The organism is Hydrogenophaga sp., assembly GCF_036675665.1.
Lineage (GTDB): Bacteria > Pseudomonadota > Gammaproteobacteria > Burkholderiales > Burkholderiaceae_C > Hydrogenophaga.
The window spans coordinates 58119-78315 of sequence record NZ_JAKFEO010000086.1; the positions used below are offsets into that span (position 1 = coordinate 58119).

The 20197-nt window shown below is 69.1% G+C and carries 16 protein-coding genes; 7 read left to right on the plus strand and 9 right to left on the minus strand.

Going from position 1 to position 20197, the window contains the following annotated elements; genetic code table 11:
- Positions 1 to 4: 4 nt before the first annotated feature.
- The 4 genes from V6M63_RS20715 to V6M63_RS20730 are packed head-to-tail and all read left to right on the plus strand — an operon-like array spanning position 5 to position 3054.
- A complete protein-coding gene (locus tag V6M63_RS20715) occupies positions 5 to 1093 on the plus strand; it encodes an FAD-dependent oxidoreductase (RefSeq protein WP_332744970.1) in 1089 nt (362 codons plus the stop codon).
- Positions 1094 to 1103: 10 nt separating this feature from the next.
- Positions 1104 to 1301, plus strand: coding sequence for a sulfur carrier protein ThiS (gene thiS / locus V6M63_RS20720; RefSeq protein WP_332744972.1), 198 nt, complete (start codon positions 1104 to 1106; stop codon positions 1299 to 1301).
- Between the two features lie 8 nt (positions 1302 to 1309).
- Complete coding sequence (locus V6M63_RS20725; RefSeq protein ID WP_332745066.1) at positions 1310 to 2116, plus strand: thiazole synthase; 807 nt, start codon at positions 1310 to 1312, stop codon at positions 2114 to 2116.
- Positions 2113 to 3054, plus strand: a complete 942-nt coding sequence (locus V6M63_RS20730; protein ID WP_332744974.1) for a thiamine phosphate synthase — start codon at positions 2113 to 2115, stop codon at positions 3052 to 3054. The genes V6M63_RS20725 and V6M63_RS20730 overlap by 4 nt, the downstream gene beginning before the upstream one ends.
- On the opposite strand, the gene V6M63_RS20735 is transcribed toward V6M63_RS20730, so the two are convergent.
- From V6M63_RS20735 to V6M63_RS20755, 5 genes are all read right to left on the minus strand, one after another.
- Positions 3041 to 3583 carry an MOSC domain-containing protein gene (locus V6M63_RS20735; protein ID WP_332744976.1) on the minus strand — a complete coding sequence of 181 codons (543 nt, stop codon included), beginning with the start codon at positions 3581 to 3583 and terminating at the stop codon, positions 3041 to 3043. The two genes, V6M63_RS20730 and V6M63_RS20735, sit on opposite strands and share 14 nt — an antisense overlap.
- Before the next feature lie 28 nt (positions 3584 to 3611).
- Positions 3612 to 4913, minus strand: coding sequence for a cation:proton antiporter (locus V6M63_RS20740; protein WP_332744977.1), 1302 nt, complete (start codon positions 4911 to 4913; stop codon positions 3612 to 3614).
- A gap of 109 nt (positions 4914 to 5022) precedes the next feature.
- Complete coding sequence (locus V6M63_RS20745) at positions 5023 to 5571, minus strand: ferritin-like domain-containing protein (RefSeq protein WP_332744979.1); 549 nt, start codon at positions 5569 to 5571, stop codon at positions 5023 to 5025.
- A gap of 25 nt (positions 5572 to 5596) precedes the next feature.
- A complete protein-coding gene (locus tag V6M63_RS20750) occupies positions 5597 to 6487 on the minus strand; it encodes an OmpA family protein (protein WP_332744981.1) in 891 nt (296 codons plus the stop codon).
- 25 nt (positions 6488 to 6512) lie between these two features.
- On the minus strand, positions 6513 to 6941 hold the full coding sequence (locus tag V6M63_RS20755) for a DUF4398 domain-containing protein (RefSeq protein WP_332744982.1): 429 nt from the start codon (positions 6939 to 6941) through the stop codon (positions 6513 to 6515).
- Between the two features lie 175 nt (positions 6942 to 7116).
- Here V6M63_RS20755 and V6M63_RS20760 point away from each other — a divergent pair, with 175 nt between their 5' ends.
- The 3 genes from V6M63_RS20760 (at position 7117) to V6M63_RS20770 (ending at position 9439) form a co-directional block, all read left to right on the plus strand.
- Positions 7117 to 7371 carry a CsbD family protein gene (locus tag V6M63_RS20760; RefSeq protein ID WP_291079589.1) on the plus strand — a complete coding sequence of 85 codons (255 nt, stop codon included), beginning with the start codon at positions 7117 to 7119 and terminating at the stop codon, positions 7369 to 7371.
- A gap of 124 nt (positions 7372 to 7495) precedes the next feature.
- On the plus strand, positions 7496 to 8368 hold the full coding sequence (locus V6M63_RS20765; protein ID WP_332744986.1) for a PIG-L deacetylase family protein: 873 nt from the start codon (positions 7496 to 7498) through the stop codon (positions 8366 to 8368).
- Between the two features lie 57 nt (positions 8369 to 8425).
- A complete protein-coding gene (locus V6M63_RS20770; protein ID WP_332744988.1) occupies positions 8426 to 9439 on the plus strand; it encodes a hypothetical protein in 1014 nt (337 codons plus the stop codon).
- A gap of 208 nt (positions 9440 to 9647) precedes the next feature.
- Here V6M63_RS20770 and V6M63_RS20775 read toward each other — a convergent pair whose 3' ends face one another.
- From V6M63_RS20775 to V6M63_RS20790, 4 genes are all read right to left on the minus strand, one after another.
- Positions 9648 to 10349 carry a Crp/Fnr family transcriptional regulator gene (locus V6M63_RS20775; RefSeq protein WP_332744990.1) on the minus strand — a complete coding sequence of 234 codons (702 nt, stop codon included), beginning with the start codon at positions 10347 to 10349 and terminating at the stop codon, positions 9648 to 9650.
- Between the two features lie 147 nt (positions 10350 to 10496).
- Positions 10497 to 11216: a Crp/Fnr family transcriptional regulator gene (locus tag V6M63_RS20780; RefSeq protein ID WP_332744992.1), complete on the minus strand. Its 720-nt coding sequence runs from the start codon at positions 11214 to 11216 to the stop codon at positions 10497 to 10499.
- A 116-nt stretch (positions 11217 to 11332) separates the two neighbouring features.
- Complete coding sequence (locus tag V6M63_RS20785) at positions 11333 to 19939, minus strand: GH36-type glycosyl hydrolase domain-containing protein (protein WP_332744994.1); 8607 nt, start codon at positions 19937 to 19939, stop codon at positions 11333 to 11335.
- Positions 19940 to 20182 carry a hypothetical protein gene (locus V6M63_RS20790; RefSeq protein WP_332744996.1) on the minus strand — a complete coding sequence of 81 codons (243 nt, stop codon included), beginning with the start codon at positions 20180 to 20182 and terminating at the stop codon, positions 19940 to 19942. It lies immediately after the preceding gene.
- Between the last annotated feature and the right edge of the window lie 15 nt (positions 20183 to 20197).

The window sequence follows — 20197 nt, forward strand, 5'->3', positions numbered from 1 at the left end:
CTTGATGACGATTGCAAAAAATTCCACCGCAATCGTGCTCGGCGCCGGCCTCATGGGCCGGCTGCTGGCCTGCGCGCTGGCGCAGCGCGGCCACCGGGTGGAGGTGTTCGATGCCGGGGGGCCGCAGGCCGAACTCGCCGCCGCGCGCGTGGCCGCGGCCATGCTCGCGCCGCTGGCCGAATCGGCCGTGACCGAACTCCCGGTGGTGCGCATGGGCCAGCACGCGCTCACACGCTGGCCGCAGCTGCTGGCCACGCTGGAACAGCCGGTGTTTTTTCAGCAAAGCGGCACCGTGGTGCTGTGGCACCGGCAGGACACGGCCGAGGCCGAGCGCTTTTCGGGCCAGCTCGCGCGCACCTCGGCCGCCCTGCCCTCGCTGCCACAGGCACAGCGCATGAACGCGGACGCACTCACCGCGCTGGAGCCCGCGCTGGCACACCGTTTTGCGCAGGGCCTGTACCTGCCCCTTGAGGGCCAGCTCGACAACCGCGAACTGCTCGCCGCGCTCGCGCACCAGATGCAGACCCTGGGCGTGACGGTGCACTGGAACGCCCCGCGCACACCCGAGGCGGTGGACCCGGGCCCGCACGTCTGGCTGTTCGACTGCCGTGGCCTCGGGGCTCAGCCGCAGTGGAATGCGCTGCGCGGTGTGCGCGGCGAAGTGGCGCGCGTGCACGCGCCGGGCGTGAGCCTGTCGCGCCCCACGCGTCTGCTGCACCCACGCTACCCGATCTACATTGCGCCCAAGCCGGGCGGCATGTTCGTCATTGGCGCCACCGAGATCGAGTCGGACGACCTCTCGCCCGCGAGCGTGCGCTCCACGCTGGAACTGCTGAGCGCGGCCTACACCGTGCATCCGGGTTTTGGCGAGGGGCGCATCATCGAGCTGGGCGTGCAGCTGCGCCCCACCCTGCCCGACAACCTGCCCGAGATCCGCCTGAGCGCACCGCGCCGCATGCAGATCAACGGCCTGTACCGCCACGGCTTCCTGATCGCACCGGCCCTGCTCGATGCCGCCCTGCAAGCCATGGACAATGGCGAATCCGCGCTGGCCGAAGAATGGGGCCTGTCGCTCCAGGCCACCGCCCGCTGAACCCTTGCGCATGAACGTCTTCATCAACCAGCAACCGCGCGAACTGCCCGAGGGCGCCACGCTGGCCGATGCGCTGCGCGTGTGCGATCCGCCGGCCGTGTTCGCCGCCGCGGTCAACCTGCAGTTCGTGCCGCGCAATGGCTACGAGCAGCGCGTGCTGGCTGAAGGCGACCGCATCGAAATCATCGCTCCCATCACCGGAGGCTGAACATGGACATGACCACCCCACTCACCCACGACGACCCGCTGATCCTCTACGGCGAGGTCTTCCAGAGCCGCCTGATGCTGGGCACCTCGCGCTACCCCTCGCCGGCCACGCTCGAAGCCGCCGTGAAGCGCGCCCAGCCCGCCATGCTCACCGCCTCGCTGCGCCGCCAGGGCGCGGTGCAGCCCGAGGCCGGCGCGGCGTTCTGGAAACTGCTGCATGAACTCGCCGTGCCGGTGCTGCCCAACACCGCTGGCTGCCACAGCGCGCAAGAGGTGATCACCACCGCGCAGATGGCGCGCGAGGTGTTCAGCACGCCGTGGATCAAGCTCGAACTCATCGGCGACGACTACAGCCTGCAGCCCGACACGCTCAACCTGGTGGACTGCGCGCGCCAGCTGATCAACGATGGCTTCAAGGTGCTGCCCTACTGCACCGAAGACTTGGTGCTGTGCCAGCGCCTGGTCGACGTGGGCTGCCAGGCCGTGATGCCCTGGGCCGCGCCCATCGGCACCGGCCGCGGCCCGGTGAACCCCTACGCCATGCGCCTGCTGCGCGAGCGCCTGAAGGTGCCGCTGATCGTGGACGCCGGCCTGGGCCTGCCCTCGCACGCCTGCACCGTGATGGAGTGGGGCTATGACGCCGTGCTGCTCAACACCGCGGTGGCGCTGGCGCAGTCGCCGGTGGACATGGCCGGCGCGTTTGCCGACGCGGTGCGCGCCGGGCGTGCCGCCTACCGCTCGGGCGCCATGCAGCAGCAGGACAGCGCCCAACCCAGCACCCCGGTGCTCGGCACCCCTTTCTGGCACCACCCATGATCGTCACCCGCAACCCCGCCCTGAATGTGGCCATGAACGTGCAGGCGATGGCGCAGACCATCGCGCAGGCCCACCACGCCACGCTGGCCTTGCCCCTACCGCCAGAAGCGCAAGCCCTCAAGGGCGACCAGGACGACATGGTGTTTGCCGCCGCCCTGCTGGCGGGACACGCACTGGGCTTTGTGCCGGCCGATGCGCTGTGCCTGGCGCAGGCGTGGTCCCGGCAATCGCTGCGCACGGGAGAATTTCACCCCGAACAGTGGCCCACCGAACCGGTCGATTTCGGCCTGGCCCCGTGGCCGCGCCAGAACGCGTTTGCACCTTGCCCGTCGGCGCTGGGGCTTTACGCGGTGATGCCCGACGCGGCCTGGACCATCCGCATGGCCCGCGCGGGCGTGCCCACCGTGCAACTGCGCTTCAAGTCGGGCGACGCGGCGGCCGTGCGGGCTGAAGTGTTCAGCGCCGTCGCAGGCGTTCAGGGCACGGGTGCGCGCCTGTTCATCAACGACCACTGGCAGCTCGCCATCGAGGCCGGCGCGTATGGCGTGCACCTGGGCCAGGAAGACCTGCAGGCCATGACGCCCGCCGGCCTCAAGGCCATCAAGGCCGCCGGCCTGCGCCTGGGCCTGAGCACCCACGGTTATGCCGAGATGTTGATTGCCGACCAGCACAGCCCGAGCTACATCGCCATGGGCGCGGTTTTCCCCACCACGCTCAAACAGATGGCCACCGCGCCGCAAGGCACGGGCCGGCTGGCCGTGTATTCGAAGATGCTGCGCGACTACCCGCGCGTGGCCATCGGCGGCATCGACCTCGGCACACTGCCCGAGGTGCTGCAAGCGGGCGTGAGCTCGGTGGGTGTGGTGCGTGCGTTGATGTCCGCGCCCGACCTGGAAGCCGCCGTGGCCACCTGGAACGCCGCGATCACACCGGCTTGAGCGGGGCACGCGCCCCGGCGGGCAAGCGGATCTCGATGGGGTCCCGGGCCGAGACCACGCCGCCGCGCAGCACCACCGCCATCACACCAGCCTTGCGGATCAACTCGCCCTCAGGCGAGCGGTCCAGCACCGCAGCCATCAGGCCGGGTTGAAAGCGGTCGATCTGCACACAAGGGTTGCGCAGGCCCGTGATGCGCACCACGGCGTCGGGCCCGAGGTGGAGTTCGGTGTCCGTGGGCAAAGCCAGCAGGTCGATGCCCCGGGTGGTGACGTTTTCGCCGATGTCCCCCGGCCGCACCGTGTGGCCCTGCGCGGACAACGTTGCCAACAACTCGGACTGCAGCAAGTGCACCTGGCGCAGATTGGGTTGGGCCGGGTCGCGCGCCACGCGCGAACGGTGCTGCACCGTTTCGCCGCAATGCGCATCGCCTTCCACACCCAGGCCGGCGAGCAGCGTGATGCACCTGGACCGCTGCTTGGAGAATTCGTGGACCGGGCTGAGGTGAACGGCGAGGATGTGGGCGCTCATGGTGCGCCGGTTTTTAACACGCCGTGCCTCAAGTGGCCCCACGCCGCCCCACGCCTTTCATCATCGGCTTCACGCTCAGCCCGTGCAGCAGGATCGACAGCGCGACCACGATCAGCGTGAGCTGAATCAGCTGCAGCGCCAGGGCTTCGGGCAGCCCGTGCTGGATGGCGTACATCAGGTAGTAGAGCGAGCCGATGCCGCGCACGCCGAACCAGGCGGTCATGCCGCGCACGGAAGCGATGGTGCGCGTGCCCAGCAAGCCAACGCACACGCTCAGCGGACGCGCCACGAAGAACAGGAACAGCGCCAGGCCCACCGCCGCCCAGCTCCAGGAATCGCGGTACAGCGCGCCGCCCAGCAAGAGCACCAGCACGAGTTCGGACAGCCGCTCCAGATGCTCCTTGAACACCAGCGCTCCCTGGCTCACGGTGGAAGCGGACTCGCCACCCGACGCAACAGACGGCACCGCGCCCACCGAGACCGGCTCGCCGGCCACGGCGGGGAGTTGATCCCGCCGCGCGAGCCGCATCTCGGTCTGGCGCAGGGCGACAGCCCCGAAGAACACCGCCAGAAAACCCCAGGCGTGCAGCCACACGCTCAGGCCATAGACCACACCGATGAAGCCCAGGCCCAGGAAATCGTCCAGCAGCTCGTGGCGCTGCGGCGCCCTGCGCAACCACCAGCCCACGCGCGCCAGCGCCACGCCCGAGACCACACCGATGGCGACGCCTCCGGCCGTGGCCCAGAGCACGTCCACCAGCACCCACTGCAGGCCGTTCTCGCCGAGCTTGTGCAGGCCCAGCAGCCCCAGGCCCAGCATCACGAAGGGAAATGCCGAACCGTCGTTGAGACCCCCTTCGCAGGTCAACGTGAAGCGCAACTGATCCCGGTCTCCGGGATGGCGGCTCTGCACCTCGGTGGCCAGCACCGGATCGGTGGGGGCCACGATGGCACCCAGCAGCACGGCCGCGCCCAGCGGCAGGCCCAATGCCCACACGCCGAATGCCGCGACCAGGCCCACGGTGAGCGCCATGGAGACACTGGCCAGCAATAGCGGCGCACGCCACTGTCGAAAGCTGAACGGCACGGGCATCTTCACGCCGGCGGAAAACAGCGAGATCAGCACCGCCCCTTCGGTCAGCACCTCGAGCACCGCCGACTGTTTCAGGGGATTGAAACTGAAGGCGCCCAGCACGGTGGGGCCCATGATCAGGCCCACCGCGAGGTAGAGCATGGCCGGGGTGAGCGGCACGCGCTTGAGAACCGTGGACGCCACACCCATCACGAGCAGCATGGCACCAACGAGGACGAACCACTGGGCAATGCTCATGAAACCACCTCCATGCTGCGCACCGTGCGCCCGGCGCGGATCAAGCCAGGGTGCGGACCGCTTTCTCGCGCGCCTGCACTGGAGACGTCGTCATGGGCAACCCCCGGGGTCAGCTGGTCTTGGCCGGCACCTGCGTCAGCAGATCAGCCAGTTCGTCCGCGTGTTCCTCTTCCACGGCGAGGATCGATTCGAGCAGTCGGCGTGTGGTCGGGTCACCGTCGCCGAGGGACTCGATCGCGTGGCGGTAGCTGTCGATGGCGATGCGCTCGGCCACCAGGTTCTCGCGGATCATCTCGGTCAGCGTGGCGCCTTCCACGTACTCGGCATGGCTGCGCCGGGTGAGGGAATCGGGCGAGAAGTCGGGTTCTCCACCGAGCTGCACGATGCGCTCGGCCAGCTGGTCGGCGTGGCCCTGCTCTTCGTTCGAGTGCACCAGGAACTCGGCGGCCGTGGCGTGCGAGTGGATGCCGCTGGCCATGAAGTGGTGGCGGCGGTAGCGCAGCACACACACGAGTTCGGTCGCCAGTGCGTCGTTGAGCATGGCGATGACCGCCTTCAGGTCGGCGCTGTAGCCGGCGGTCACGGCGCCTTCTTCCATGCGTTGGCGCGCGCTCTTGCGCAGTTCGGTGACGTCCAGGGGTTTGTTTTGTGGGTTCATGGTGTTTTCCTTCGGGTGTGGGGGATCAACGCGCCTTGATCTGGCCGCTGTCGTCCGAGAGCACGATCTCGACGCGGCGGTTCATCTGGCGGCCCGCGGCGGTGTCGTTCGACGCCACCGGATGGGCCTCGCCGTAACCCCGCGAGGCCACACGGGTGGACGCAATGCCCTGGCGCAACAAGGCAATGCGCACCGCATCGGCGCGCTCGGTGGACAGGGTCTGGTTGTAGGCATCGGCGCCGGTGCTGTCGGTGAAGCCTTCCACCAGCACGGTGCGCTGCGGGTCGGCCTTGAGCACCTCCCCCAGCTGGTCCACCATGCGCAGGCCGGAGGGCTTGAGCGCGGAGCGATCCACGTCGAACAGCACGTCACCCAGGGTGATCACCACGCCGCGCGGTGTCTGCTTGGCATTGAGCTCGGCCATGCGCGCTTCCAGCAGGCGGTTGCGCTCCATCGCCATGGCCGCCTGACGCTGGGCTTCCGCCGCGTCGGTGCGGGCAGCCCCGGCCGTGCGCTGCGCTTCGGCTGCAGCGCGCTGGGCGGCCTCGGCCTCTTGCGTTCGCGCCTGCAGTTGGGCGGCGGTGCGCGCGGCACCGGCGTTGGCCACGCTGAGCTCGGCGGTCTTGAAGTTCACCGTCTCGCGCACGATGAAGGCGCGCTGCGAGGCCACGTAGGCCAGGTGATTCACCCGCGCCTCATCTTCTCGATTGGCCAACGCCACGTTGGCCGCGTTCAATGCATCGGCGGCCTGGCGCAACTCGGTGGGGGCCTGGTTCTGCGAACGGGGGTCGGCTTGCACGGTGCGGTAGTCCTCGCGTGCCTGGTCGAGCCGGACGTTGGACAACGGCGTGGTGCTGCAGCCAGCCACGACGGCCAGGGCGGTGAGGGAAAGCGCAAAGCGGTGTGTGATTTTCATGGCGTGTCCTGGGGTGTCGGTGGTGTCATCGGGGGGCCGTGCGGTCGATTTCCTGGCGCAGGGCACGGCCGTCTTCGCGCAGTTCGGTGGCGGCCTTGTCGGCCCTGTTGCTGCGGGCCTTCACCTCGGCCAGCCGGGCATCCACCTGCACCTCGTTCGACAGCAACAGCGCGCGGTCGTACTGCTGCTGGCTCATGGCGGCTTCAGCCAGGGCCTGCTTCTGCCGGGCAATGTTGAGCTCGGTGGGTGCGAGTTCGGCCGCGCCGGCGCGGACTGCGGTTTCAACCGCGACGCGAGACAGCGCCAGCTCCTGCGTGGGTGCGGGCGTTTTGGTGGCGCACGCCATCAACATGAGCGTGAGCGCGGTGAGTGCGGTGAGGCCAAGCAGACGCGCGATCTGGTGGCGGGACGGTGCGGGAAGGGCGTGTGCGCGAGGCGCGATTGCGTTGTTCATCGAGGGTTCCTTCAGGTCAGCATGGGCCACGGAGGCCGACACCACCAGCATGGGCGCGCGAGCTCCTCGCGTCGGTGCTTTGGCGCACAGACCCATGGCAGGCCACCGAATAAAAACAGACGTGGCGACCTGCACGTCCGTGCTTGTCGAGACCGCTCCAACCAAAGGACATCACATGAACTGGGACACCATTCAAGGCAACTGGAAACAACTCACCGGCCGCGCCAAGCAGCAGTGGGGCAAGCTCACCGACGACGACCTGACGCAGGTGGCAGGCCACCGCGACCAGCTCGCCGGCAAGATCCAGGAACGCTACGGCATTGCAAAGGACGAAGCCGAAGAACAACTGAAAGCCTGGGAAACCAGCGCCGACGACTCGTGGCTGAACATCTCCACCGACGCTGAACACGCGCAGAAGCAGCGGCGCTGACGACTTGAAAGCTCCCGCGCGATGCGGGAGCTCGGGGCCAACCGTTCGACACCGAACAGACCGACCACCTTCGAGACGATTGAATGAACCCACGTGCTGCTGTGACCAGCACCTGGAGTTCTCCATGCTGGCCGTCATCGCCCCTGCCAACAACGAAGAGGCCACCATCGGCATGTGCCTGCACGAGGTGTCAGCGTCTCCGGGTGAGCAACTGGATGTCGCCAGCAGGTCCGTCACGGGCGCTGCAGATCGGCCCGCGCTGACCCTTGGGGAGGCCACCTGCGAACTTGCGTGGCGGCGCTGGCTGGCCGGGCTGCGGTGCCCCGAGCTGTCAGCGCGGGACTGGTTGCCAGCCCACGCGCGCCTGGTGGTCGTCGCGGCCCACCCCGACGACGAGATACTGTCCTGCGGCGGCCTGATTGCCACGCATGTGGCGCAAGGAGGCCGTGTGCTGATCGTGGCTGTCACGGACGGCGAGGCCAGCCACGACGGGTCGCCATCGTTCAACCGCGAGGACCTCGCCTACGTTCGCCGCAACGAGCGGTGGCTTGGACTGCGCCTGCTGGGCCTGTCGCAACCCAGGGTGCTGGCCCTGGGGCTGGATGACGGCCACGTCCAGCAACAGGGGACCCTCTTGCTCGAGCGGCTGATGACGCTGCTGCAACCGGACGACGTGGTCGTGAGCACCTGGGAAAACGACGGGCATCCCGATCACGACACCACCGGACAGATGGCCCGCCGGGCCTGCACCACCATCGGCTGCGCGTACCTCGGCGCACCGGTGTGGATGTGGCATTGGGCCACGCCGGGCGATGACCGCGTTCCCTGGCCTCGCCTGCGCGGCCTGCCCTTGAGTGCTGCGGATGGCTTGCACAAACAAGCCGCCCTGGCGGCCCACCGTTCGCAACTCAGCCCGCGAAACCTCGACCTCGGCGCCGTGCTGGGACACGCCATCGTGGAGCGAGCGGCCTGGCGCACCGAGTACTTCTTCGTTTGAAACAGGTTCGACTCACAACCAGCCGGTCGGGTGGGTTCTTCGACAACAGGAGTGAACATGACGTACCCCGACACATTGAGCGATCAAGAAGCGCAACACGGCCACGCGACCAGCGGCGGCTCTATCGAACGATCGACGCGCAACGCCAGCGCGGTTTCCTGGGGCGCCATCCTCGCAGGCGCCGCGGCCGCAGCGGCGTTGTCGTTGATCCTGCTCATCCTGGGCGTCGGCCTGGGCTTGTCGTCGGTGTCGCCCTGGGCCTATGACGGCATCGGCGCCACGACCCTCGGCGTCTCCACCATCGTGTGGTTGACGGTGACGCAGCTGCTGGCTTCCGCCATGGGCGGCTACCTCGCGGGCCGCTTGCGCACCAAGTGGACGGAAGTGCATGCCGACGAGATCTATTTCCGCGACACCGCACATGGCTTCCTGGCCTGGGCTGTGTCGTCCCTGGCCACCGCCGCGTTGCTCACCTCGGTCATCGGATCCATCGTGGGCGGCGGAATCCAGGCGGGCGCGGCGGTTGCGGGTGGTGCAGCGGGCACGGCCACGGCAGACATGGTGCAGGAAGAGCCGACCGACCCGATGGGGTATTTCGTGGACATGCTGTTTCGTCGCGATGCCACAGCACCTGCAACCGCGGCGACGACCCCGACCCCGGACACGACAACGATTTCCTCCGCCACCAGCGGCATGTCCGCGAGCACCGGCAGCGCCAACACCGGTGTGAGCAACGACGGCAGCCACGAACGGGATGCCGCCGAGATCGGCCGCATCCTGATGTTCAACGACCTGTCCAAGCCCTTGCCGGAGGATGACGTGCGCCATGTGGGGCAATTGGTGGCGCAGCGCACCGGTTTGTCGCAGGAAGTCGCGCAGAAGCGAGTGACCGACATCCACGCCCGCGCGCAATCCCGGGTGCGCGAAGCAGAAACCGACGCGCTGGCCGCAGCGGACGCAGCGCGCAAGGCCTCAGCCACCACCGCGCTCTGGCTCTTCATTTCGCTGCTGATGGGTGCCTTCTTTGCCAGCCTCGCGGCCACCTTCGGCGGTCGTCAACGCGACGCGTGAAGCATTCGACAAACCCCAACACAGAAAGCCCGCCATGCGCTCACTTCTTTTGCTTTTTCTGGGTATCCCGATCCCGATCATCATTCTGATCGCGCTCTTCACCTGATCGGGATCCGAGCCTTCGTGGCGGGCTTGTCCGGCGTCAGCCGGTCTTGCCCGGCACCTGCGTCGGCAGCGAGATGTCGAGGGGGCTTCCTCTTGTTGGGCGCTAGGTCTTCATCGCCATGAGTTCGCTGTGCAGCAACTTGTCGGCCTCGTAGCAACTGCACGATTCAGCCTCCAGCCCCGCCCGGTCGAGCACCTTGAGCTCGCCGCGGTGGTACTCGATGAGACCGTCCTTCTGGAAGTCGCTCGCGGCCTTGGTCACACCCACGCGACGCACGCCCAGCATCAGCGAGATGAATTCCTGCGTGACGTGAAACTGGTCCGTTTGGGCGCGGTCCTGGCTCATGAGCAGCCAGCGTGCCAGCCGCTGGCCGATGGGGTGAAAGCGCTCGCAGGCCGAGGCCAGTGACTGCTGGTGCAGGCGGATCATCAAGGTGCGCTGCAACAGATCCTCCAACGCGGGCATCTCTTCCATGGCCTTGCGAAAGACCTGAGCTTCGATGCGCCAGCAACTGCCGGCACCCTGCACCACCGCTCGCCAGGGCGTCTTGGCCTCGCCCAGCACCAGTTCCGATCCGAGCATGGCCTCGCGCCCGACCATGCCCACTTCAAGTGGCGGGTGGCTGTCGATGTCGATCACCAGCGAGATGAAACCCGAGCGGGGAAAATAGGCGTGGCTCAGTTGGGTGCCGCGCACGCTCAACTCGGCCGATAGCACCAGTTCGAATGGCTCGCACAGCGCGAGAAAGCGCTTTCGAACTGTTTTTGGCAGCAGTTCGATGAGATGGTTTTCAGTGTGTTGCATGAAGTCCGCCTGGTACACAAGCGAAACCCGTCACAGGGCGAACTCATGCGGGTCGCATGGGCCCATTGCCCAGCGTTCCCTGTCTCAATATGGACCCCTGTGACCGCGAGGACAGTCTCCTACCGTACACAAGCCCCGGAAGAAGAATCAAGCGGCCTCAAGATCGGGCAACAGGCGGTCGTATTCTTTCTTCACCACGCGATAACACTCGCAGGTGCGGTGCTCCAGGCCCGGGCGATCGAGCACCGAGATGTGGCCGCGCGCATAGCGGATGAGGCCGCTCGCCTGCAACTTGAGCGCCGCTTCGGTGACGCCCTCACGGCGCACACCCAGCATGTTGGCGATCAGCTCCTGCGTCATCACCAGCTCGTTGCCGGGCAGGCGGTCCAGGCTGAGCAGCAGCCAGCGGCAGAGCTGCTGGTCCAGCGAATGGTGGCGGTTGCACACGGCGGTCTGGCTCATCTGCGTGATCAGCGCTTGCGTGTAGCGCAGCATCAGGTGCATCACCGGGCCCGAGCGCTCGAATTCGCTCCGGATGGCGTCGGCGCGAAGCCGGTAGCCCATGCCCGCGCTCTGCACCACGGCGCGGCTGGGCGTGGAGCCGCCACCCATGAAGATGGAGATGCCCACCACGCCCTCGTGGCCGACCACCGCGATCTCCGCCGACGAGCCGTTTTCCAGCACGTAGAGCAGCGAGACGATGGCGTTGGTGGGGAAATACACGAACTGCAGAGCCGCACCGGACTCGTACAGCACCTTGCCCAACGGAAGATCGACCGACTCAAGCTGGGGTTGCCAGCGCAGCCACTCGGCGTCTGGCAGCGAGGCCAACAGTTGGTTCTGGCGCGGGTTGTCGAGTTCGATCAAGTGGCTTTCCTCCGGGATGGCTGTTGACGCATGGCGCGGCACAGCCCTTGGTTGTAGTCCTGCAAGCATCGCATGGATACGACCGTCTGTCTGTTCGAAAGCGTACATACCGATCCTCACTCCATGGCGTCTCCGTTCATCGGAATCACGAACACGGTGTGTGGCGCCAGCGTGACCCAGGCCAGGCGTTCGCCCACGGCCAGGAAACCGACGCCTTTGCCCTCCCAGGCGGCCTGCGCGGCGGCGATGCCCTGGCGCACCAGCACGAAACGCATCGTCCGGCCATCGCGCACCAGCGTCATCTCCGCCCGAGGCCAGTGCGCCGGCAGGCAGGGCGCGAAGCACAGGTCGTGCGCCGTCATCTTCAGACCCAGGACCGATTCGATGGCCGCGCGGTGCAGCCAGCCGGCCGCTCCGGTGTACCAGCTCCAGCCACCCCGCCCCACCGTCGGCGGCTGGCTGTAGACATCGGCCGCCATGGCGTAGGGCTCCAGGCCGTAGGCGGAGCCCCACTGCGTGTTGATCGAACGGTGCGCCGGGCTCAGGTAGGTGAAGTAGCGGTAGGGCGCATCGCGCGTCTCCGAGTCCGCGGGCTCTCGCACGGCCAGGGCGGCCATGGCCATGAGTCCCCACACGCCGGCATGGCTGTACTGGCCACCGTTCTCGCGCACACCCGGCGGGTAGGCCTGGATGTAGCCCGCGCTGGGCTGGGCATGGGCCAGCGGCGGCGTGAGCAGCTGGATCAGACCCGCGTCGGCGTTGACCAGTTGCGCCTCCACCGCTTCCATGGCCAGGCGCTGGCGGTTCAGCGGTGCCTGACCACTCAGCACGGACCAGGCCTGGGCGATCAGGTCGATGCGGGCCTCGGCCTGCGTGTGCGAGCCCAGCGGACTGCCGTCGTCGAAGAAGGCGCGCCGGTACCAGTCACCGTCCCAGGCGTGGGCCTCCAGGGCCTGGCCCCAGCCGTGCAGTGCGGCTTCCCAGCGCGCGGCGCGCTCGTGCTCGCCGCGTTCGCGCGCCAGCGGGATCCAGTCGCGCACCAAGGCGCACAGGAACCACGCCACCCACACCGACTCGCCCCGGCCTTCGTGGCCGACCCGGTTCATGCCGTCGTTCCAGTCGCCCGTGCCCATGAGGGGCAGCCCGTGCACGCCTACCGGCAGGCTGTGGTCGATGGTGCGCGCGGCGTGCTCGTACACGCTGGCCATGACCGCGCTCACGCGGGGCGTGTCGTAGGCGTCTTCGGCGCCGGGTGGAATGACCAGGTCTTCCAGGAAGGCCACCGACTCGTCCAGCACGGCGGCGTCGCCCGTGGTCCGCAGGTAATGCGAGCAAGCAAAAGGCAGCCACAGCAGGTCGTCCGAGAAGTGCGTGCGCACGCCGGCGCCCCCCGGGGAGTGCCACCAGTGCTGCACGTCGCCCGCTTCAAACTGGCGCGAGGCGCACAGCACGATCTGATCGCGCAGCAGGCGGGGTGCGGCCCAGGTGAGCGCCATCGTGTCCTGCAACTGGTCGCGGTAACCGGTGGCGCCACCGGCCTGGTAGAAGCCCGCCTTGGCCCAGAGCCGCGACGACACGGTCTGGTAGAGCAGCCAGCGGTTGGTCATGGCGTCGAACAGCGGGTCGGGCGTGGTCACCGTGGTCGCCCCCAGCAGCTTGTCCCAATGCGCTTTGGCGGCCTCCTCGCGCTCCAGCGGCACCTGCTTCATGGCGCGCAACGCGAGTTCGAGCGCGGCGGCGGGCGACTCGGCAAAGCCCAGCAGGTACACCTGCTCCAGCGTGGCGCCGGGGCGCACCGTCACCGGGCGCGACAGCGCGGCGCAGGGGTCCAGCCCGTCACCGTGGCGCTGCCCGAGCCGCTGCGGCAGGCGCAGCAGGCCCTGTGCATCGAAGAACGCAGCGCGGTCGCAGGTCCAGTCCAGGCCCTCGGCGCCGCCCGGCGTGGCCAGGGCTTCCACCAGAAAGGCGGTGCCCCCGCCCCAACCTGCGGAGGCTTCGGTCTGGGTGCACATCAGGCCGACGAGATCGGCGGAGTCCATGGCCAGGCAGCGGCTCGTGTGCAGCGTGGCGCGGTCGCTGCGCTTCTCGCCCATGAGCCACTCCACCATGGCCACGGTGCGCAGATGCGCCATGTGGGTACCGCGGTTGACGATCTCGATGCGCACCTGCTTCACCGCGGTATCGGGGTCCACGCTCCAGTGCACCGCCACGTCGAGATCGCCGCGCTGGTGGCTGATGGTGGTGCGGCCCTGGGCATGCACCACGCGGTAGACGGCGTCGGCATCGCCCCAGGCCGACGGCGCCAGGCTCCATGTCGCGTGGGTGCGGCGGTCCTGCAGCAGGAACCACTCGGCCGGCGTGTCGGCCACCGGGTCGTTGCCCCACGCGGTGAGCTGGTTGAGGCGGCTGTTGCCGGCCCAGGTGTTGCCGCCTCCGCTCTCGGTCACGATGGTGCCGAAATCGGGGTTGGCCAGCACGTTGGTCCACGGTCGCGGCGGCCGCTGCGCGCGCGAGACCTGAAAGGCAAAACGCCGGCCACCGGCCTCGAACGCACCCACCGGGCGCCCACCCTCGGCCGCCATGGTGTGGGTGACCAGCCGCTCGGTGGTGGCGTCGGTGCGCAGGGGCTCCTGCGCGGCATCGAAGCGCTCGCACCAGCTCTTGATCTGCTGGGTCCAGCTGCGCCCGTCGGCCCGCAGATGGATGCGGGCCAGTGCATCGAGCGTGGAGAGTTGAAGGGCCGTCAAGGCATCGGTGCGCAGCAGGTGCAGCCCGCCTGTCTTGCCTTCCAGGGGCTGTGCGTGCAGTTGTTCGTGCAGCAGCACCAGCTCGCGCTGCAGCGGCATCTGGTACGAATGCGGCTCGTTGCTCACCACCACCACATCGCAGGGCACGCCGGCACGCCACCACTCGCGCAGCGCCTGCACCACGCTGCGCAGCAGCCCCAGGCCCTGGGGCGATCCCGCGCTCACGAGCACCACCGGGCGGTCGCCCGAGATGCTGAGTGGCCACAGCGCGCGACGGTCGCAGACGCGGCGGGCCCTGGCGTCCTGCACCGGCAGGTCCACCTTGGGCAGCGTCATCAGCAGCGCGGTGGTGAGCGTCTGAAAGGCGGGCACATGGTCCATGCGGGACCGCCCGGGCGCCAGCTGGATGCTCGACAGCGTGGCCGACATCACCGAGGCGCGCTCCACCGAGCTGGGCTGGCGGTACTTGTCGACGATGGCCATCAGCTGCACGGCGTTGTCGCTGGCGGCGGTGGCAAAGGTCACGCAGGTCTGCGCGCCGGGCTGCAGCCGCAGCATCACCCCGAGCGCGGCCACCGGGTCCAGCCCGGTTTCCAGCGCCTGCGAGGTGGTGGGCACGGTCACCATGCGGGCCCGCGGCTGGTCGGTGCTGTGGTTGCGGCCAAGCCACTGGCTGCGGTCGGTCTGGCAGCTCAGCCCCAAGACCTCGCCTTTCAGGTCGGCCACGAAGTGCGCGGCCTGCAGGGTGCTCTCGGTCTGCAGCCGCGGCGTGCGCACGAAGCGCAGCGCCTGCTGGTCGGCCAGCCAGTCGGCCTGGACGAAGAAGTTGGAAAACGCGGGGTGCGCCTCGTCGGCCGCGGCGCGGGCCAGGGTCACGTCAAAGGCGGAGATCAGTTCCAGCTCGATCACCGTGTCGCTGCGGTTCGTGAGCACCACGCGCTTGAGCTCGATGTCGTCCTCGGGGCTCACCCACACGGTGGTCTGCACGCGCAGCTCGGGCCACAGTGCCTCCAGCACCACGCGGTCGGTGTGGAACGTGCTCTGGTAGCGCGCAGCGGGGTCGGGAGCCGGGTGGCTGCTCACCGAGACCGGCGGCTCGCTGTGCTCCAGGCGCACGTACACAAAGCTGCCGCAGGCATCGCGCAAGGCATCGTCGCGCCAGCGCGTGATGCCGGTGGCACCCCACTGGCTCCAGCCCGCGCCGTTGGCGCGCAGGCTCACGCTGTAGCGCCCGTTGGACAGCAGGTGCGTGGGCTCCAGCGCCTGCGCACCGGGCACCACCGCCCGCACATGGTCCTGCACGCGGCGCTGCAGGGCCTTCAGCGGCAGATTGGGCAGCGGGTGGTGCACCAGCGCCGACAGGGCGCGCGGCGCACGTTCGTGCAGCAGCGAGGACACCGCTTCCAGACTCGGGTGCGCCATGCCCCAGCGCTGCACCACGCCGCCGCGCAGCACGTTGGTCAGCGCCACGATGGTCATGCCCTGGTGGTGGGCCATGTAGGCGCCCACCGGCGTGCAGGTGCCGCCCTGCGTCTGGCGCGAGGCGGTGAAATCGATCGCCTCGATGAATCCGTACCGACCGCGCGCCGAGAGGCTGGCCAGGTGGCTCATGTTCTGGCAGGCCAGGCGCGGATTGACCAGCGTGGCCAGCGCGGTGGCATAGGGTGCGACCACCTGCTCGGCCAGCGGCGTGCGGCGCAGCGCCAGCCGGGGCACGCCCTGCGGCGCGTACTGGTAGGCCAGCGTGTGATCGCGACCGGCATAGGCGCTCTCCGACATGCCCCACGGCATGGACCTGCCCTGCGCATGCGCGATCTGCTCCAGGAGCGCCGAGGAACCGGCCTCGCGCAGCACGCTGCCGTGCGGCTCGGCCATGAGCAGCGTGGGCATGAGGTACTCGAACATCGAGCCCGACCACGAGCGCAGCACGACGTGCCGCCCGCTGGAAAACAGCGGGCGGCCGAGCGAGGCCCAGTGCTTCATGGGCACATCGCCCTTGGCAATCGCCAGCAGGCTGGTGCTGCGCGACTCGGAGCCCAGCAGGTCGTAGAACGACGCGTCGAGCGCCTGGTCATCGAGTCGGAAGCCGATGTGGAACAGGTGGCGCTTGGGGTGGTACAGAAAGCCGAACTCCGGCGCCCAGGCCAGCTGTTCCAGAGCATCCGCCAGTTCGAGCAGGCGGCGCGTGGCGCGTGGCCCACCCCCTTCGGCGGCGGCGCTGCGGTCCATGCTGGCCGAGCGCAGCGTGGCGAGGTGATCGCCCATCAGCGCGTGCAGGCTGTCGTGGTCGCGGGCGATCTCGTCGCCCACGCCCGAACCAATGGCGCCGGGGTCCGGACGCGGATGGGGGATGCGCTCGAGCTCCAGCGTGGCGGCGTCCAGCAGGCCGGCGAACGCGGCGCTGGCCTCGGCATCCAGCGGGTCGGGCAGCGGTGTCTGCAGCACCTGGCCGAGCGCGGTCTGGTGCAAGGGTTGCTGCAGGGCGGATTCCAGCCAGGGTTGGTGGTGCTGCTGTGAGGATGCCAGCCGCTCCTGGCTGCGCTGCACCGCCTGCGCCGTGGCCTGCGTGGCGTGGGGGTCGCGCGCCAGCAGGCGGCAGGCCTGGGCCACCGCGAGCAGGTGCACGCTGAGGTTGCCGCTGTCCACGGTCGACACATAGCGCGGCTGCAGCGGCTGCAAGGTCTCGGTGTCGTACCAGTTGAGGAAGTGGCCACGGTGACGCTCCAACCGCTGCAGGCTGGCCAGCGTGGCTTCCATGCGCTGCAGCAGATCCTGCGTGCCGATCCACCCGAGTTCGCGCGCACAGGACGTGCTCAGCAGGTACAGGCCGATGTTGGTGGGCGAGGTGCGGTGGGCCACCATGTCGAACGGCAGTATCTGCAGGTTGTCGGGCGGCAGAAAATGGTCGCGCGCATCGACGCAGCGCTCGAACAAGCGCCAGGTGTCGCGCGCCAGGTCGTCGAGCAGTGCGCGGTCGGCCGCGTTGAGCGGGTTCGGGCCGCTGCCGGGCCAGGGCTGGTGGGCCAGCCACGAGATCACGGGAGCGAGCGCCCACAGCACCAGCAGGGCCAGCGCCAGCGCAGGAGCTTGTGGACGACTCCACCACAGCAAGGCCAGCAATGGCAAAGCCACCGCGGTCTCCAGGGCATGGCGCCTGAGCGAGGGCCACAGGCCCGGGCGCAGGGCCGCGCTCGCCGCGTCGGCGGTGGTCCAGGCCAGCAAGCGACGCCTGGAGACGGCCATGCGCCAGCAGGTGCGCAGGACGGCGTCGGTCGCGCGCAGCGCCTGCTGCAACAGCTGCACGATGTGCCACACCCCGCCGAGCAGGGCACGCAGCCCGTCCGCCGCGACCGCACGGGCAAAGCGCTCGCCCACCAGGCTGGCCCGGTGCGGCACCAGACCGGCGATCGCGCCCAGCATCGGTGCCGCGGCCTGCGCGGCCACCGCCAGCCACAGCGCCGCACCGAGGCTCAGGCCCACACCCCACATGGCCAGCAACAGCAGCAGCAACGACGCCGGCGTCACCAGCGAGCGGCGCAGGTTGTCCAGCAGCTTCAGGCGGTTGATGGGCGAGATTGGCCAGCGGCGTGCCTGCAGCAGAAAGGGCAGCAGTTGCCAGTCGCCCCGGGTCCAGCGGTGCAGGCGCGAGGCGGCCACGTCGGCGTGCTCCGGGTCGGGCTCGATGAGGGTGATGTCGGTCACCACCGCGCACCGCGCCAGGGCGCCTTCGAGCAGGTCGTGGCTGAGCACCCGCTCCTCGGGCAGACGCCCACCCAGCACCGCGTGCATGGTGGCCACGTGCAGCAGGCCCTTGCCGGTGAAGCTGCCCTCGCCGAACACGTCCTGGTAGACGTCCGAGCTCATGGCGCTGTAGGGGTCGAGTCCGCGCTGGCCGGCGGTGATCCACTGCCACGGCGACGTGAGCCCGGTCTCGGGCAGCGGTGGCACCACGCGCGGCTGCAGGATGCCGTAGCCCTGCACCACGCGCCGGCCACCCGCGTCCAGCCGGGGCTGGTTGTCGGGGTGCTCGGCCACGCCCACCAGCGCGCGCAGGCGGCCCGGCGGCAGTTGCGTGTCGCTGTCGAGCGTGAGCAGGTAGCGCGTGCCTTGCGCCAGGCGCGAGAGCTGGCCCAGCGCCATGAACGGACCCGGCTCCCCGGTCACCAGCGCTGCCGCCAGTTGTTCGAGCTTGCCGCGCTTGCGCTCCCAGCCGATCCAGCGGCCCTGGGTGGTGCTCAGCGTGCGCTCCCGGTGCAGCAACAGGAAGCGCGGCGCCTCTCCCTCGGGCACCGGGTGGTTTTCATTGAGCGCCGAGAGCTGGGCCACCGCCTCGGCGAGGATCGCTTCGTCACCCGGCAGGTGCGGGCTGTCGGCGTCGGCAAAGTCGCTGAGCAGCGCGAACTGCGCGTGGGTTTCCGGGTTGGCCAGAAAGTGCAGGTGCAGGCGGTGCACCAGCGGCGCCACCGCTGCCGGGCTGCCCAGCAGCGCCGGTATCACCACCATCACGCGCGCGTGCTGCGGTATGCCCTCGGCCAGCAGGTAGCGCGGCAGGTGCGCGGGCCGCGCCGATTCGGTGATGAGCCGGTTGACCACCGCCACCACCGTCTCGGAGGCCGGAAACACCATGAGCAGCAGCACCAGTGCCGCGACGGCATGGCCCGTCCAGCCCTCGATCGGGGCGCCGGCCATGGCATACACCGCCGCCACCAGCCCCAGCGAACCGGCCAGCATGACGGTGAGGTAGGTCGGCACGCGCGCGGTGCGCGCCGCCAATTGCCCCCACCCCCTGCCGCGGCGGCTCAGGCCCAGACGCTGCTCCAGCGCCGCCCGGCCGCCGCCCGCCAGCCAGTGCCCGGCAAGCGAGCGGTGACCGCTGTCATCCATCAGCCCCAGCAGCGCCTGGGCCACCGCGGTTTCGCTGCGGTGGCTCTGCGCGGCCAGGCGTTCGATGCGGTGCAGCGTGGTGCTGCGCGTGGGGTCGTCTTCGGCGGCGAACACGGGGGACGCGAGCATGACCTGCATCACGCGGCTGGTGCGCGTCACGATGTCCGGCCAGTCGGCCGCGCCGATCAGGCGCAGCGAGGTCACGGCATTGCCCACACTGAGGTGGTCGGCCGCTTGATCGGCGTGGTGCTGCGCCTGCAGCGCGGCGAGATCGGGCACGTTCTCCTGCAACCAGGGGCGCACCTGGGTGAGGAACACCTCGCCCGTGGGCGGGCGATGACCGGCCAGGTTCTGCGCGAGATGAAACAGGAACACGCGGCTCGCGCCGCGCCGCTCGGCCATGGCGTGGAGCGCGCGCACGGTGTCCAGCTCCAGGTCTTCGATGCGGTGCGCGATCAGGCCGGCGAGTTCACGCGCGGCCTTGTGGCTGGCAATGCGGTCGGCCAGGCGGCGCAGGTTTTCCACCTGCACCACCCGCAGCGTGGTGGGCAGCGCCCAGAGTTCGCCGTGGCTGAGCTCGTGCACCTCCTGGTAGGCGTTGAGAAAGTGGATGAGCAGGGTTTCATCGAACGCGCCGTCGGTGTGCGCCACAAACGCCCAGGCAATGCTGTAGATGCGCGGCAGGCCTTGCAGCGGCGCGTCCTGCAACACCGGCAGCGTGCGGTAGTAGCGCGCGGGCAGACCTTCGTGGATCTCGCGCAGCTGGTCGTCGATCAGGTGGAAGTTGTCGAACAGCCATTCGGCGCCGGGGCTGATGTCCTGCCCGCTGTGGGCGTGAATGGCGATGTGCTCGTACGAGGTGCGCAGGCTCTGGATGTTGCTTTGCAGGCGCGGGTAGAAGCTGGCGCTGCCAAACACCGCGCGCGCAGCGTGGTGCGACTCGGCCAGGCTGCGGCCGTGCTGCTCGAAACGCGCCAGGCCAAAGATTTCAGACCGGATGGGCTCCAGGGCCGGACCCAGCGTGGCGTCCAGCATGCCCCGCACAGACTGCGGCACCCAGTCGTCTTGACCGGGCAGTTCGCTCCCCGCCATCTACGAAGCCAGCCACGCGATGCCTGCTATCAGTGCCACGAGGAACACCGTGGTGACCAACCTGGGCGCCAGGAAGTCACGGACGAGGCCTGCGCCCGTGCACAAGACCTGCATGGGGCCACGCGAGCGGCTGCACACCGAGAGGTGGTCGGCCAATGCCGAACACTCCATCGGCGAGGTGTCGGCCGGGTGTCCGAACGAAGACGTGTCCCAGCTGGGAGCAAAAGACTTGGATTTCGGCATGGGCGGCTCCTGATT